Origin of the sequence: Actinomadura litoris (assembly GCF_009733595.1) — a bacterium.
GTDB lineage: Bacteria > Actinomycetota > Actinomycetes > Streptosporangiales > Streptosporangiaceae > Spirillospora > Spirillospora litoris.
Genome location: NZ_WOFH01000002.1, coordinates 622,590 through 636,010, shown reverse-complemented (window position 1 = coordinate 636,010; position 13,421 = coordinate 622,590). Strand labels below are relative to the sequence as shown.

The 13,421-nt window shown below is 75.7% G+C and carries 10 protein-coding genes; 8 read left to right on the top strand and 2 right to left on the bottom strand.

Annotation, left to right across the window (positions count from 1 at the left end; all coding sequences use genetic code 11):
• Positions 1–2 precede the first annotated feature (2 nt).
• The 6 genes from GNZ18_RS07375 (at position 3) to GNZ18_RS07350 (ending at position 9,440) form a co-directional block, all read left to right on the top strand.
• Positions 3–2,108 carry a GAP1-N2 domain-containing protein gene (locus GNZ18_RS07375; RefSeq protein ID WP_312874354.1) on the top strand — a complete coding sequence of 702 codons (2,106 nt, stop codon included), beginning with the start codon at positions 3–5 and terminating at the stop codon, positions 2,106–2,108.
• A 3-nt stretch (positions 2,109–2,111) separates the two neighbouring features.
• On the top strand, positions 2,112–3,836 hold the full coding sequence (locus GNZ18_RS07370; protein WP_312874353.1) for a TRAFAC clade GTPase domain-containing protein: 1,725 nt from the start codon (positions 2,112–2,114) through the stop codon (positions 3,834–3,836).
• 127 nt (positions 3,837–3,963) lie between these two features.
• Entirely contained in the window at positions 3,964–5,190 is a 1,227-nt protein-coding gene (locus GNZ18_RS07365; protein ID WP_156215426.1) for a multidrug effflux MFS transporter, read from the top strand.
• A gap of 89 nt (positions 5,191–5,279) precedes the next feature.
• Positions 5,280–6,347 carry a S1C family serine protease gene (locus GNZ18_RS07360; protein ID WP_308166165.1) on the top strand — a complete coding sequence of 356 codons (1,068 nt, stop codon included), beginning with the start codon at positions 5,280–5,282 and terminating at the stop codon, positions 6,345–6,347.
• A 90-nt stretch (positions 6,348–6,437) separates the two neighbouring features.
• Positions 6,438–8,738, top strand: coding sequence for an FdhF/YdeP family oxidoreductase (locus tag GNZ18_RS07355; RefSeq protein WP_156215424.1), 2,301 nt, complete (start codon positions 6,438–6,440; stop codon positions 8,736–8,738).
• A 9-nt stretch (positions 8,739–8,747) separates the two neighbouring features.
• The gene (locus GNZ18_RS07350) at positions 8,748–9,440 is read left to right on the top strand and encodes a DUF1707 SHOCT-like domain-containing protein (RefSeq protein ID WP_156215423.1); all 693 of its coding nucleotides are present in this window, start codon (positions 8,748–8,750) and stop codon (positions 9,438–9,440) included.
• A gap of 21 nt (positions 9,441–9,461) precedes the next feature.
• Here the strand turns inward: GNZ18_RS07350 and GNZ18_RS07345 are convergent, their stop codons facing one another.
• Positions 9,462–10,886 (bottom strand): amidase, encoded by a 1,425-nt coding sequence (locus tag GNZ18_RS07345; RefSeq protein ID WP_156215422.1) that lies wholly within the window; start codon positions 10,884–10,886, stop codon positions 9,462–9,464.
• Positions 10,886–11,884, bottom strand: a complete 999-nt coding sequence (locus GNZ18_RS07340) for a D-2-hydroxyacid dehydrogenase (protein WP_156215421.1) — start codon at positions 11,882–11,884, stop codon at positions 10,886–10,888. Before GNZ18_RS07340 ends, GNZ18_RS07345 begins: the two co-directional genes overlap by 1 nt.
• A 262-nt stretch (positions 11,885–12,146) precedes the next feature.
• Between GNZ18_RS07340 and GNZ18_RS07335 the strand changes: the two genes are divergently transcribed.
• Positions 12,147–12,629, top strand: coding sequence for a DUF3830 family protein (locus GNZ18_RS07335; RefSeq protein ID WP_173390688.1), 483 nt, complete (start codon positions 12,147–12,149; stop codon positions 12,627–12,629).
• A 14-nt stretch (positions 12,630–12,643) separates the two neighbouring features.
• Positions 12,644–13,405, top strand: a complete 762-nt coding sequence (locus GNZ18_RS07330; RefSeq protein ID WP_156215419.1) for a maleate cis-trans isomerase family protein — start codon at positions 12,644–12,646, stop codon at positions 13,403–13,405.
• Positions 13,406–13,421 lie beyond the last annotated feature (16 nt).

Here is a 13,421-nt window from a genome sequence, read left to right as displayed (position 1 = left end):
CGGTGGCCTGGCAGCTGCACTACACCTCGGCCCGGCATGGCCCCACCGGCCGGGCGGGGTTCCAGTTCGTCGCCGAGACGCCGGGCCTGCCCGACGGGGTGCGGGCGGGGGTGACGCCGTACCTGTCCTACCGTCCGCCGCCGGACGCGCCGCTCTCGCCGGACGAGGCGGAGCTGGCGGAGTTCCCCGTCTCGCTCCTCTACGACACCGTCGGCGGCAGGCCGCTGCTGCTGCGCAGCCGCTACCTCGGCCGCGACTACTCCGGCCGCTACGGCAACTTCTTCGCCCACGCGGTCGTGGCCGAGCCCGGCGAGCTGGAGGGGCTGCGCCCCGCCGAGCTGTGGCGCGCCCCGCTGTGGACGCACGGCCCGGCCGACGACCCGGCGCTGGAGGAGCTGGAGGAGCTGACCCCCGGCGCCGCCCTCGACCCCGAGGCGCTCGCCGCCTGGCTCGCCGCCCCCGGCTCGGACGCCCCCTACGCGACGCTCGCGGGCCTGGTCGACGCGGTCTCCTCGGTGCTCGCGCGGGGCCACGGGCGCGTCGTACTGGTCGCGGGCGACGTGGAGGTCGTCGCCCGGTGGATCGCGGTCGTCTCCTACTCGCTGCCGGTCGCGGCGGCGGCGCGGCTGTCGTTCGTGACCTACACCGCCGACCCGGAGGGCGCCGCGCAGCGCCTCGTCGGCACGACCCCGGGCGTGTGGGCCGCCGTCCGGCACCGCACCTCGCACGCGTTCGCCGTCGACCTCGGCGAGGGCGCGCCGCCGGAGGCCCCGCGCGGGCCGTCCCGGTTCGCCCGGACGGTCGCGGCCTGCTGGCGCGCGGCCGACTTCGCCGGCCTGGACGCCCTCGCCGAGCTGGCGCGCCCCGACACCGCCGCGCTGGACGGCGCGGCCGTGCTGCTCGCGCTGTGCCGGGGCGAGGCGGCGGTGACGGCGGAGGAGGAGCGGGCGGCGGCGGAGCTGGTCTCCCACCGGGACGCGCTCCCCGACTGGGTGTGGCGGGAGCTGGCGCCCGGCGCCCGGTCCATGGGCCTGGAGCTGGCGCTGGCCGTGCACCGGCGGGCCGGGGCCGGTCGGGGCTTCGCGGACGCGCTGGCCGTCGCGGCGACGCGGGCGGCGCTGGCCCGGCCGGGCGCCGCCGATCTGCCCGCCGTCCACGCGGCGTGCCCGGCGGAGGTCCGGGACGCGCTGCTGGACGGCGTGGTCGCCGGGCTCACCGAGCACGGGCACCGGGACCTCGACCCGGCCGCCTGCGACCTGCTGTACGCGAGCGCCGAGCGGCTGCGCGGGCACCCGGACGTCGCGGTGGCGGTGCTGGCGTCGGCGGGACGGCGCCGCCCGGCGACCCGCGTCGCGGTCACCGGCGAGCTGCTGGGCCTCGCCGAGGAGGCCGAAGGGGTCGGGGCGGCGCTGGGCGAGGTGTGGACGGACCCGCCGTCGGCGCTGGAGTGCGTCGAGCTGCTGGAGGCCCACCCCGCCGGGATGGCCGCGCACCCGGCGCTGGCGGAGCTGCCGTCGCGGGCGTTCGCGCGGCAGGGCGAGACGTTCGCGGACGCGATGACGCTGCGGCTCGCGGCGCGGGTCCTGGCGGTCCTGCCGGACGGGCGGGCCGCGCGCGACGCGGAGGCCGTCCGGGCGCACGCCGACGCGGTCACCGCCGAGCAGCCGAGGGAGGCCGCGCGGGCGCTGGACGAGCTGGCCGGCTCGGGCGCCGGGCCCGATCTCGCCGACGCGGCGTTCACCGCCGCCGCGCGGCTGCTGTGCCGGAGGCCGCCGCGGTTCCGGGCCGCGCTGCTGGCCGCCGCGTCCACGCCCGTGCGGGCGCGGCTCGGCGGGCGGTGGACGGCGGAGCTGCCCGCCCGCGCCCGCGCGGGCCGCGCCCCGCTGCGCGGCGCGGAGATCGGGGAGCGCAACGACCTGGTCGAGGTGGTGCTGCGGCTGCGGACGCGGGGCGTCACCGAGCCCGCGCTGGAGACGTGGGCGCGCGCGGCGGCCGGACGGTGGCTCGCGGCGCGCCAGCTCGACGCGCACCTGTCCGGCGAGCCGCGGCTGCGCGCGGCGCTGAAGGACCTCCTCGCCGAGGCCGGTTCGCGCTTCAGGGGGCGGTGAGGCGTGCATCCCGTTCTCGTGCTGCTGCTGATCGCGGTGTGGCTCGGCGCCATGTACGTCGGGTTCATGGTCGTGTTCCCCGTGCTGTTCCCCGCGACGCTGGTCGTGGCCGGGGCCGCCGCGCTCGGCCTGTACTACCTGCACGCCTGCCGGACGCTCGCCCCCTCCACGCTGGAGGGCCCCTCGCCGGTCGAGCCGCCGCCGGTCGCCTACCGGCACTACCTGCTGTCCCAGGTGTGGCGGGACTGGTGGGCGATCACCCGGACGGTCGTGCCCCGGGTGTGGACGACCGCGTCGGCGATCGTGGTGCGGCTCACCAGGACGCTGCTGCTCGGCGGGCTCTGGGGGTACTTCGCGTTCCCGATCTGGCTGGCGCTGTGCGCGGGGATCGCCACCGCCGCCGTCCCCGCCGGGGTGTTCGTGCTGGCGCTGACCGTCCTGTACGGGCTGGTCGCGGCGGTCGGGCTCGCGGCGTGGCTCGGCTGCGTGCTCGTGCTCGCGGCGGTCGAGCGGGTGTTCATGGCCTACGGCCGGATCCTCCAGACCTGCCCGCACCCGTTCTGCTACGAGCGGATCGGGCTGCCCGAGTACGCGTGCCCGGGATGCGGGGCCCGGCACCGGGGGCTGACGCCGGGCGCGGGCGGCGCGTTCCGGCACGTGTGCCGCTGCGGCGCGCGGCTGCCGACGACCGTGCCGCTCGGACGGTTCCGGCTGGCGGCCTACTGCCCGCACTGCGGCGGGCGGCTGCCCGAGCGGATCGGGCGGGTCCGGGTGGAGCCGCTGCCGTTCGTCGGCGGCCCGGCGGCGGGCAAGACCACGTTCATGGTGCTCGGCATCCGCGCGCTGCACGCGCACGCGCACGCCGTCGACGGGCGGCTCTCGTTCGTGGAGCGGCGGCACGCCCAGGCGTACGCGGGCGCCATCGAGGAGTTCCGGCGCGGCGGACGCCCCGCCAAGACGGGCCCGGAGCTGCCGCTCGCCACGATGGTGGACGTGGAGCTGCCGGGACGCGCGCGGCGCATCCTCTACCTGTTCGACCCGGCCGGCGAGCACTACACGGGCGCGACCGAGGTGGAGTCGCTGCGCTACCTCGACCACGGCGAGGCGCTGCTGTTCGTCGTGGACCCCTTCGCGCTCCCCCAGGTGCGGCGGGCGCTGACCGCCGACGAGCGGCGGCTGGTCGAGGCGGGCGCCGCCTCGTCGGAGGAGGATCCGGCCGACACGCTCCAGCGGGTGCTGAACGAGCTGCGCTCGCGTCCCGACCAGGGGCGGCAGAAGCGCGTCGCGGTCGTCGTCACCAAGATCGACCTGCTCGCCCGCACCGAGGTCGGCCGGAGCCTGCGCGAGGACCCGGACCTGCGCGGCTGGCTCGGCCGGGTCGGGCTCGGCAACACCGTCCGCATGCTCGACCAGGTCGCGGGCGAGGTCCGCTACCTCGGCTCGGGCCTGGCGACCCCGCCCGCGGGCGTCGCCGACCTGCTCGGCTGGCTGTCGGGCCTGACCCCGCCGGCGGCGAACGGCGACGGCCCGGCCACCGGCGACGGCGAGGACGGGGTGCCGGGGACGGCGCCGCCGCGCGCTCCCTGGCCGGTGCGCGGGCGCGCGGGCGGCCGCGTGCCGGTCGGCTACCAGGTCGGACGCTGGGCCGTGCTGGCCGGGGTGTCGGCGCTGACCGTCGCCGCCGTGACCGGCGCGCTGCTCGCCGCCGCCGAGCGGTTCCCTTACTGACCGTGATGTGACGGACACCACTTCCTGACGTGGCAGATAACGTAGGGTCATCTCGTTAGATCTTCTCGGAGACCTCTCGGGCTCCCCGGACCTCCTCCGCCCGGCCGCTTCCCCACGGAGACCCCCCATGCACCAGACGGCCACGCCCTCCGGGCCCGTGTCCCCGGCGCGCGCCGCGCCCGACCGGCGGCTCATGCTGATCCTCGTGCTCGGCGCGCTGACCGCCGTCGCGCCGCTGTCGATCGACATGTACCTCCCGGCGCTCCCCCGGCTCGCCTCCGACCTGTCCACCGGCGCGATGCAGGTGCAGCTCACGCTGACCGCGTGCGTGGTGGGCCTCGCCGCCGGGCAGATCATCGCGGGCCCGCTGAGCGACGCGCTCGGCCGCCGCCGCCCGCTGCTGGTCGGCCTCGCCCTGTACGCGATCGCGTCGGCGCTGTGCGTCATGGTGCCGAACGTGGAGACGTTCATCGCGCTGCGGCTCGTCCAGGGCGCGGCGGGCGCCGCCGGGATCGTGATCGGCCGCGCCATCGTCCAGGACCTCTACGACGGGGTCGCGGCGGCGAAGTTCTTCTCGCTGCTGATGCTCGTCAACGGGCTCGCGCCGATCCTCGCGCCCGTCCTCGGCGGGCAGCTGCTGCGGGTCATGCCGTGGCCGGGCGTGTTCGCCGTCCTCGCCGGAACGGGCGTCGCGCTGTTCCTGGCCGCGCTGCTCGGGCTGCGCGAGACGCTGCCGCCGGGGCGCCGCGAGACCGGCGGGGCCCGCGCCACGCTGACGACGTTCCGCGCGCTCGCCGCCGACCGGACCTTCGTCGCCTACGGCCTGTCGGTCGCGCTGGCGTTCGGCGCGCTGTTCACCTACATCTCGGGCTCCCCGTTCGTCCTCCAGGACATCTACGGCCTGTCGCCGCAGGGCTTCAGCATCGTGTTCGGCGTCAACTCACTCGGCATCGTCGCGGTCGGCCAGCTCAGCGGGTGGCTGGCGGGGCGGGTCAGGCTGGAGCGGCTGCTGGCCGCCGGGCTGACGGTCGTCGCGGTCGGCGGCGTGGGGCTGCCGATCGCGGTTCTCACCGGGGCGGGCCTGCCCTGCGTCCTGCCCGCGCTGTTCCTGGTCGCCGCCGGGGACGGCCTGATCATGCCGAACGCGACCGCGCTCGCGCTGGCCGACCGGCCGCCCCGGGTCGCCGGGAGCGCGTCGGCGCTGCTCGGGCTGACCCAGTTCGCGATCGGCGGCGCGGCCGCGCCGCTCGCCGGGGTCGGGGGCCCCGGCACCGCGCTGCCGATGGCGCTGACGATCGCCGCGCTGGCGCTGGCCGCGTTCGCGATCACGCTCCTGGCCCCGCGCCGCCGGTGAATCCACAGGTCAGAGCGCCTCTCTTCCGGCTCTAGGGACTAAACACCAGAGATCGGGAATCATTGGAGGAAAGCCCGAGGGGAGGCGCGGTGAGCGAGATCCCGGAGCGTCGCGGCGTCCGCGCGGCGGCGCTGGCGGTGCTGGCCGCGCTGGCGGCGCTGCTCGCCCCCGCCTGCCGCGCGGCGGAGGACCCCGAGGTGACCCCGCCGGTCGCGGCCACCTCCACCCGGCACGCGGCGCCGAGCGGGCGCCGCCCCGGCGTCGTCAACATCGACACCGAGCAGGGCCTGAACAGCACCAGCGCCGCCGGGACGGGCCTCGTCCTCGACCAGTCCGGGTTCGTGCTCACCAACAACCACGTCATCCAGGGCGCCACGTCGATCAAGGGCACCGACACCGACGACCACCGCACCTACACCGCGCGGGTCGTCGGCTACGACAAGGCGGGCGACATCGCGGTGATCCGGCTGGACGGCGCGTCCGGGCTGAAGGCGGCCGTGTTCGGCGACGCGTCCCGCGTGCGGGTCGGCGACCCGGTCACCGCCGTCGGCAACGCGGGCGGCAGGGGCGGGAACCCCTCGGTCGTGACGGGCCTGGTCACCTCGCTCGGCCAGTCCGTGACCGCCAGGGACGAGAGCGACGGCACCTCCGAGCGGCTCACCGGCCTGATCGAGACCAGCGCCCCGATCCGGCCGGGCGACTCCGGCGGCCCGCTGCTGGACACCGGGGGCACCGTGATCGGCATCAACACCGCCGCCGCGGGCGGTGCCGAGCTGAAGCAGAAGGGCGCCCACCGCGGCTACGCGATCCCCGCCGGGCGCGCGCTGGAGATCGCCCGGCAGATCCAGCGGGGGCAGGCGTCCGAGACCGTCCACATCGGCCCGACGGCGCTGCTCGGCGTCAAGGTGCGGGGGACGGGCGCGGAACAGGGCGCCCTGGTCGCCGAGGTCGTCCCCGGCACGCCCGCCGAGACCGCCGGGGTACCGGTGGGCGTGACGATCGTCGCCCTGGGCGGGCGGCGGGTGGAGTCCGCCACCGCCCTCACCGACCTGATGCTGGCCCACCACCCGGGCGACGACGTCCTGCTGGAATGGACGACGGCGCAGGGCGTCCGGCAGTCCGCCGTGCTGCATCTCACCGACGGGCCGCCCCAGTAGCGTCCGTCCAGCGGAACCGGGCGGTGACCAGCGAAGCGGGTCGTGCGAGAGTAGGGGCGGCCCCCTGCCCCTGACCCGAGGACGTGAACGATGAGCCGCAAGGCGCCCGCGGACGACGTCGACCCCGCCGACGACATCGCCGGCACCGAGGTCTCGGAGCCGAAGACCTGGGCGGCGGGCGTGCCGGGCGTCACGGCGGCGCTGCGCCAGGCCTACGACCAGATGGGCGTGCGCCGGACGGCGCTGACGCTGGTCCGGGTCAACCAGAAGCCCGGGTTCGACTGCCCCGGCTGCGCGTGGCCCGAGGGCGACCACCGGCACCTCGCCGAGTTCTGCGAGAACGGCGCGAAGGCCGTCGCGGAGGAGGCGACGACCCGGCGGGTCACCCGGGAGTTCTTCGCCCGCCACACGGTCGCCGAGCTGGCCGAGCGCTCCGACCACTGGCTGGGGCAGCAGGGCCGGCTGACCGAGCCGATGATCCTGCGCGCCGGGTCCGAGCACTACGAGCCGGTGTCGTGGGACGAGGCGTTCGGGCTCCTCGCCGAGGAGCTGAACGCCCTGGACTCCCCCGACGAGGCCCTCTTCTACACCTCGGGCCGGACGAGCAACGAGGCCGCGTTCGCCTACCAGCTCTTCGCCCGCGCGTTCGGCACGAACAACCTCCCCGACTGCAGCAACATGTGCCACGAGTCGTCGGGGTCGGCGCTGGTCGAGACCATCGGCATCGGCAAGGGCTCGGTGCTGCTGGAGGACCTGCACCAGGCCGACCTGATCTTCGTCGTCGGCCAGAACCCGGGCACCAACCACCCCCGGATGCTGTCGGCCCTGGAACGCGCCAAGAAGGACGGCGCGCGGATCGTCGCGGTGAACCCGCTGCCCGAGGCCGGGCTGATGCGGTTCAAGAACCCGCAGCGCGCGTCGGGGCTCGTCGGGAAGGGCACGGGCCTCGCCGACCGGTTCCTCCAGATCCGGCTGAACGGCGACCTCGCCCTGTTCCAGGCGCTCAACCGGCTGCTGCTGGAGTCGGACGCGCCCGACGCGGTCGACGAGGAGTTCCTGACCGCCCACGCGCACGGGTTCGAGGCGTTCCGCGACCACGTCCTCGGCCTGGACTGGGACGCGGTGCTGGAGGCGACCGGCCTGACCCGGGGCGAGATCGCCGCGACGCTCGGCGACGTGCTGGCCGCGAAGAAGATCGTGGTGTGCTGGGCGATGGGGCTGACCCAGCACCGCAACTCGGTGCCGACGATCCGCGAGGTCGTCAACTTCCTGCTGCTGCGCGGCAACATCGGCCGCCCCGGCGCGGGCGTCTGCCCCGTCCGCGGGCACTCCAACGTGCAGGGCGACCGGACGATGGGCATCTACGAGAAGCCCGCGCCCGCCTTCCTGGACGCCCTCGCCGAGGAGTTCGGCTTCGAGCCGCCGCGCGAGCACGGCCTCGACACCGTGGACGCGATCCGCGCCATGCGGGACGGCACCGCGAAGGTGTTCCTCGGGATGGGCGGCAACTTCGTCCGCGCCACCCCCGACTCGGCGGTGACCGAGGCGGCGCTGCGCGGCTGCCGGCTGACCGCGCAGGTGTCCACCAAGCTCAACCGGTCGCACGCGGTCACCGGGACGCGGGCGCTGATCCTGCCGACGCTCGGCCGCACCGAGCGCGACGTCCAGGACTCCGGGCCGCAGTTCGTCTCCGTCGAGGACTCGATGGGCATGGTGCACGCCTCGCGCGGGCGGCTCGCCCCGGCCTCCCCCGACCTGCTGTCGGAGGTCGCGATCGTGTGCCGCCTCGCCCGCGCCACCCTGTCCGGGCCCGACCTCGGCTGGGCGGAGATGGAGCGCGACTACGACGTGATCCGCGACCGCGTCTCCCGGGTCGTGCCCGGGTTCGACCGCTTCAACGAGCGGATCCGGGAGAAGAACGGTTTCACGCTCCCGCACGCGCCCCGCGACGAGCGCCGCTTCCCCACCGCCACCGGCAAGGCCAACCTGACCGTGAACGAGCTGGAGGTGCTGCGGGTGCCGGAGGGGCGGCTGCTGCTCCAGACCGTCCGCAGCCACGACCAGTACAACACCACGATCTACGGGCTGGACGACCGCTACCGGGGCATCAAGGCGGGCCGCCGCGTCGTGTTCGTCAACCCCGCCGACCTGGAGGCCCTCGGGATCGGCGACGGCGCGGTCGTCGACCTCGTCTCGGAGTGGACGGACGGCACCGAGCGCCGCGCCCCCGCCTTCCGCGTGGTCGGCTACCCGACGGCGCGGGGCTGCGCGGCGGCCTACTTCCCGGAGACCAACGTGCTGGTCCCGCTCGACAGCACCGCCGCCGTCAGCAACACCCCGACGTCGAAGTCGATCATCGTACGGCTGGAGACCACCGGCCGGCCGCTCTAGGCTCGGCGCATGACGAACCTGCCTGAGCGCGCCGGACGGCCCGCGACACCGGAGATGCGGGCCTCCGACGCCGACCGCGAGCGCGTCGCCGGGGTGCTGCGCGACGCGGCCGGCGAGGGGCGGCTCACGCTGGAGGAGCTGGACGAGCGGCTCGACGCGGTGTACGCGGCCAAGACCTACGCGGAGCTGGAGCCGCTCACCCGCGACCTGCCGGCCGAGGGCACGGCGCCGCCCGCGCCCGCGCCGTCCTCGGGGACCGACTTTAGGCCGGTGCGGGGCGCCCCGTCCTGGCGGGGCGGCATCGGGATCATGAGCGGGTTCCGGCGGTCGGGGGTGTGGAACGTCCCCCGGCGGTTCCGCGCGTTCGCGTTCTGGGGCGGCGGCAAGATCGACCTGCGCGAGGCCCGGTTCGAGGAGGCGGAGGCGACGATCTCCGTGCTGGCGGTCATGGGCGGGGTGGAGGTCATCGTGCCGGACGACCTCACCGTGCACGTCAAGGGCCTCGGGATCATGGGCGGGTTCGACCAGCGGGCCAGCGGCCCCGGCGCGCCGGGCGCCCCCGTCGTCGTCATCCGCGGCTTCGCGTTCTGGGGCGGCGTCGGCGTCAAGCGCCGGGCGCGCAAGCACGACAAGCGGCTGCGCAAGGAGATGAGGCGGCGCGAGGCGGAGGCCCAGATCGAGGGCCCCGACGCGCCGTCCTGATCCGCGTGCCTAGTGCGGTGCCTAGTGCGGGACCGGCGCTCCGAGCGCGGCGGGGCGCAGGTCGTGCCAGGGCCGCGCCAGCTCGAAGGCGCGGCAGGCGCGCATGACCAGCGCGTCGGCGTGCCGCGCGCCGACGACCTGGAGCCCGGCGGGCAGCCCCTCGGGCGTGAGCCCGCACGGCAGGCTCGCGGCGGGCTGCTGGGTCATGTTGAACGGGTAGGTGAACGGGGTCCAGCCGGTCCAGCGGGGTGCGGCCGCGCCCGCCGGGGCCTCCCGGCCGGCCTCGAACGCGGTGATCGGCAGCGTCGGGGTGAGCAGCAGGTCGTAGCGTTCGTGGAACAGGCCCATGATCCGCCCGAGCTCCATGCGGCGGGCCGTGGCGTCGAGGTACTCGCTCGCCGTGAACGCCGCGCCCCGGTCGCAGATCTCGCGCAGGCCGGGGTCGAGCGCCGCGCGGGCGTGCGCGGGCAGGTGCTCGACGACCTTGGCCGCGCCCGCGAACCACAGGACCTCGAACTCCTCGACCGGGTCGGCGAAGCCGGGGTCGGCCTCCTCGACCGCGGCGCCCAGCTCGGTGAAGACCCGGGCCGCGGCGGCGACGAGCGCGGCCACGTCCGGGTCGACGGCGGCGAACCCGAGGCGGGGGCTGAACGCGACGCGCAGCCCGGTGAGGTCGGCGGGGTCGCCGGGGGTCCCCGTGAAGGCGGCGGCGGGCGGGGGCAGCGCGGACCAGTCCCGCGCGTCCGCGCCGCAGATCGCGTCGAGCAGCAGCGCCGCGTCCGGCACGCTGCGGGTCATCGGCCCGGCGTGCGCGAGCGTCCCGAACGGGCTGGCCGGGTAGTGCGGGACGCGGCCGTAGGTCGGCTTGAGCGTGAACGTGCCGGTGAACGCGGCGGGGATGCGGACCGAGCCGCCGCCGTCGGTGCCGAGCGCGAGCGGCGCCATGCCCGCCGCGACGGCCGCCGCCGCTCCCCCGCTGGACCCGCCGGGCGTGCGGGAGGGGTCCCAGGGGTTGCGGGTGACGCCGGTGAGCGGTGAGTCGGTGACGCCCTTCCACGCGAACTCCGGCGTGGTGGTCTTGCCGACGATCACCGCGCCCGCCTCGCGGACCCGGGCCACGGTGGGCGCGTCCTCGTCCCAGGGGCCGGACGGGTCGATCGACCGCGAGCCGCGCAGCGTCGGCCAGCCCCGGGTGAGCAGGACGTCCTTGACCGAGACCGGCACGCCGTCCAGCGGGCCGAGCGTCGTGCCGCGCCGCCACCGGTCGGCCGAGGCGCGCGCGGCGGCCATCGCCGAGTCGCCCGTGACCAGGCAGAACGCGTTGAGATAGGGGTCCTCGCGGTCGATCCGGGCGAGGACGGCCTCGGTCGCCTCGACCGGGGACAGCGTCCCGGCCCGGTAGCCCTCCAGCAGCTCGGTCGCCGTGAGGTCGGCCGCGTCGCCCATCACTGAACCCCTCTCGATCCGACGTATCCGAGGCGCTTGTCCACGACGTTGCGCAGCGGGCGGCCCTCGACCCGGCACGCGAGGTTCTCGGCGAAGACCTGGACGAGCGCCTCCCGCCAGCCGGTCGCGTCGCCGGACATGTGCGGGGAGACGATCACGTTCGGCATCTCCCACAGCGGGGAGGACGCGGCGAGCGGCTCGTCCACGAACACGTCGAGCGCGGCGCCCGCGATCACGCCCGCGCGCAGCGCCGCGACCAGGTCGTCCTCCACGACGAGCTGCCCGCGGCCGACGTTGATCAGCCGCGCGGAGGGCCGCATCCGGGCCAGCGCCGCGGCGTCGACCATGTCGCGGGTCGCGTCCGTGAGCGGCGCGGCCAGCACGACGTAGTCGGCGTCCGCGAGCGCCTCGCCCAGCCGCTCCATCGGGTGGACGGTGCCGAGGTCGGGGTCGGCGGCGCGGGCGGTGCGGCCGACCCCCGACACGGCCAGCCCCGCGCCGGCCAGCCTGCGGCCGATCGCGCGGCCGATCGGGCCGGTGCCGACGACCAGCGCGCGCGCCCCGGTGATCCGCTCGGTCTCGCGGTGCCGCCACCGCCGCTCCCCCTGGAGCCGGACGGTGCCGTGCAGGTCCTTCGCCAGCGCGATGACCAGGCCGAGCACGTACTCGGCGATCGGCTCGTCGAACACGCCCCGGGAGTTGGTCACGACGGTGCCGGACTCGACCAGCGCGGGGAACAGCAGCCGGTCGACGCCCGCGCTCGCGATGTGCACCCAGCCCGGCCCGCCGGAGGGCGGCCACGCGGCGGCCACCGCCTCCGTCCAGAAGTCCCAGACGAACAGGACGTCGGCGCCCGGTAGGGCGGCGGCCAGATCCGGCTCTCCGACGAGGCGGACGCGCGCCAGCGCCTCCACCGCCCGCAGGCTCGGGGGCGCGTCGTCCCCGGTCAGCACCACCACGAGCGGTGGCGGCACGGGGCCGGGCGCGGCAGCGTCCATCGGCGTCCCCTCCGGGTCCGGGAAATAACGAGAAGGCAACTCGCCAAGGCATTGACACGCTAGGAACGCTTCGTAGGATTGTCAACAATCAGCGCGGCACGGGCGAGCAGGCCGGACGACCGCACTGAACGTGCTGTAAGACCGTCGCAACCGCTGCCCCAGGGCCAGGACGGATCCCAGAGCGCTCTAACGGAAGAGTCCTTTCGGGTGGCGACGCGCTCGCCCACCCCTGTCCTCGGGGAGGTCCGGCATGCCGAAGCTCATGACCATCTCACTGGAGCGGCGCGGCGTCTCGTGCGTGGCCGAGCTGCTGGAGAAGGACGCGCCGCGCACCTGCGCGGCCGTGTGGAACGCCCTGCCCCTCGGCGGCGACGCCTACCACGCCAAGTACGCCCGCAACGAGGTGTACACGATGGTGGAGCGGTTCGCCGAGGACGAGGTCGGGCTGGAGAACCCGACCGTGACGCCCATCCCGGGCGACGTCGTCCACTTCTCCTTCCCCGGCGGCATGCTCGACCGGGCGTTCAAGGAGGAGAAGGGCATCCACGGGCTGCCCGGCGTCATCGACCTCGCGATCTTCTACGGCCGCAACAACCTGCTGCTGAACGGCGACGTCGGCTGGGTGCCCGGCAACGTGTACGCGACGATCGTCGAGGGCCTGGACCGGATGGCCGAGGCGTGCAACGACGTCTGGCGGTCCGGCGCGGTGGGCGAGCGCCTGGTCTACCGCCGCGCCGAGTCCTGAGCGCGGCGATCCCGATGGCCTTCGACCCCATGCTGGTCCAGCGTCCCGAACTGCTCGCCCAGCACGGCATCGGCGTCGTCGCGCCGTTCGACTTCGCGCTCGACCGCGAGCTGTGGCGGTGGACGCCCGACGACGTGTCGCTGTTCATGACCCGGCTGCCCTACGTGCCGGTGCCGGTGACGGTCGAGATGGCCTCCGCGCTGTCGGACCACTCGATCGTCCGGCAGGCGACGCGGGACGTGCTGGCGCCCGAGCCGCTCGCCGTGGCCTACGCCTGCGCGTCGGGCAGCTTCATCCGCGGCGCGGCGGGCGAGGTCGCGCTGCACCACACGATGGTCGCGGCGGGCGCCCCGGCGGTGGCGACCACCTCGGGCGCGCTGGTGGAGTCGCTGCGGCTGCTGAACGCCTCGCGGATCGCCGTCGTCACCCCCTACATCGACACCGTGACCGACCGGCTCGTGTCCTTCCTCGGCGAGTACGGCATCTCCGTCGCCGGGTCGGTCGGGATGGGGCTGCTCAGCCACATCTGGAAGGTCGGGTACGGCGAGATCGTCTCGGCGGTCTCGGCGGTGGACACGCCCGACGCCGAGGCCGTGTTCATCTCCTGCACCAACGTCCCGACCTACGACATCATCGCGCCGCTGGAGCAGATGATCGGCAAGCCGGTGCTCACCGCGAACCAGGTCACGATGTGCTCGGCGCTGCGCGCGATGGGCCGCCCGGCGGCCGGTCCCGGGCAGTCGCTGGTCCAGCTCACCCGTCCGACCGCCGCGTGAGGCCCGCTCCCCGCTT

What these genes read in the sequence shown, in the direction of transcription:
- GNZ18_RS07365 (WP_156215426.1), top strand. Translation starts at nt 3,964, where the DNA reads ATGCACCAGACGGCCACGCCCTCCGGGCCCGTGTCCCCGGCGCGCGCC.
- GNZ18_RS07355 (WP_156215424.1), top strand. Translation starts at nt 6,438, where the DNA reads ATGAGCCGCAAGGCGCCCGCGGACGACGTCGACCCCGCCGACGACATC.
- GNZ18_RS07350 (WP_156215423.1), top strand. Translation starts at nt 8,748, where the DNA reads ATGACGAACCTGCCTGAGCGCGCCGGACGGCCCGCGACACCGGAGATG.
- GNZ18_RS07345 (WP_156215422.1), bottom strand. Translation starts at nt 10,886, where the DNA reads ATGGGCGACGCGGCCGACCTCACGGCGACCGAGCTGCTGGAGGGCTAC.
- GNZ18_RS07340 (WP_156215421.1), bottom strand. Translation starts at nt 11,884, where the DNA reads ATGGACGCTGCCGCGCCCGGCCCCGTGCCGCCACCGCTCGTGGTGGTG.
- GNZ18_RS07335 (WP_173390688.1), top strand. Translation starts at nt 12,147, where the DNA reads ATGACCATCTCACTGGAGCGGCGCGGCGTCTCGTGCGTGGCCGAGCTG.
- GNZ18_RS07330 (WP_156215419.1), top strand. Translation starts at nt 12,644, where the DNA reads ATGGCCTTCGACCCCATGCTGGTCCAGCGTCCCGAACTGCTCGCCCAG.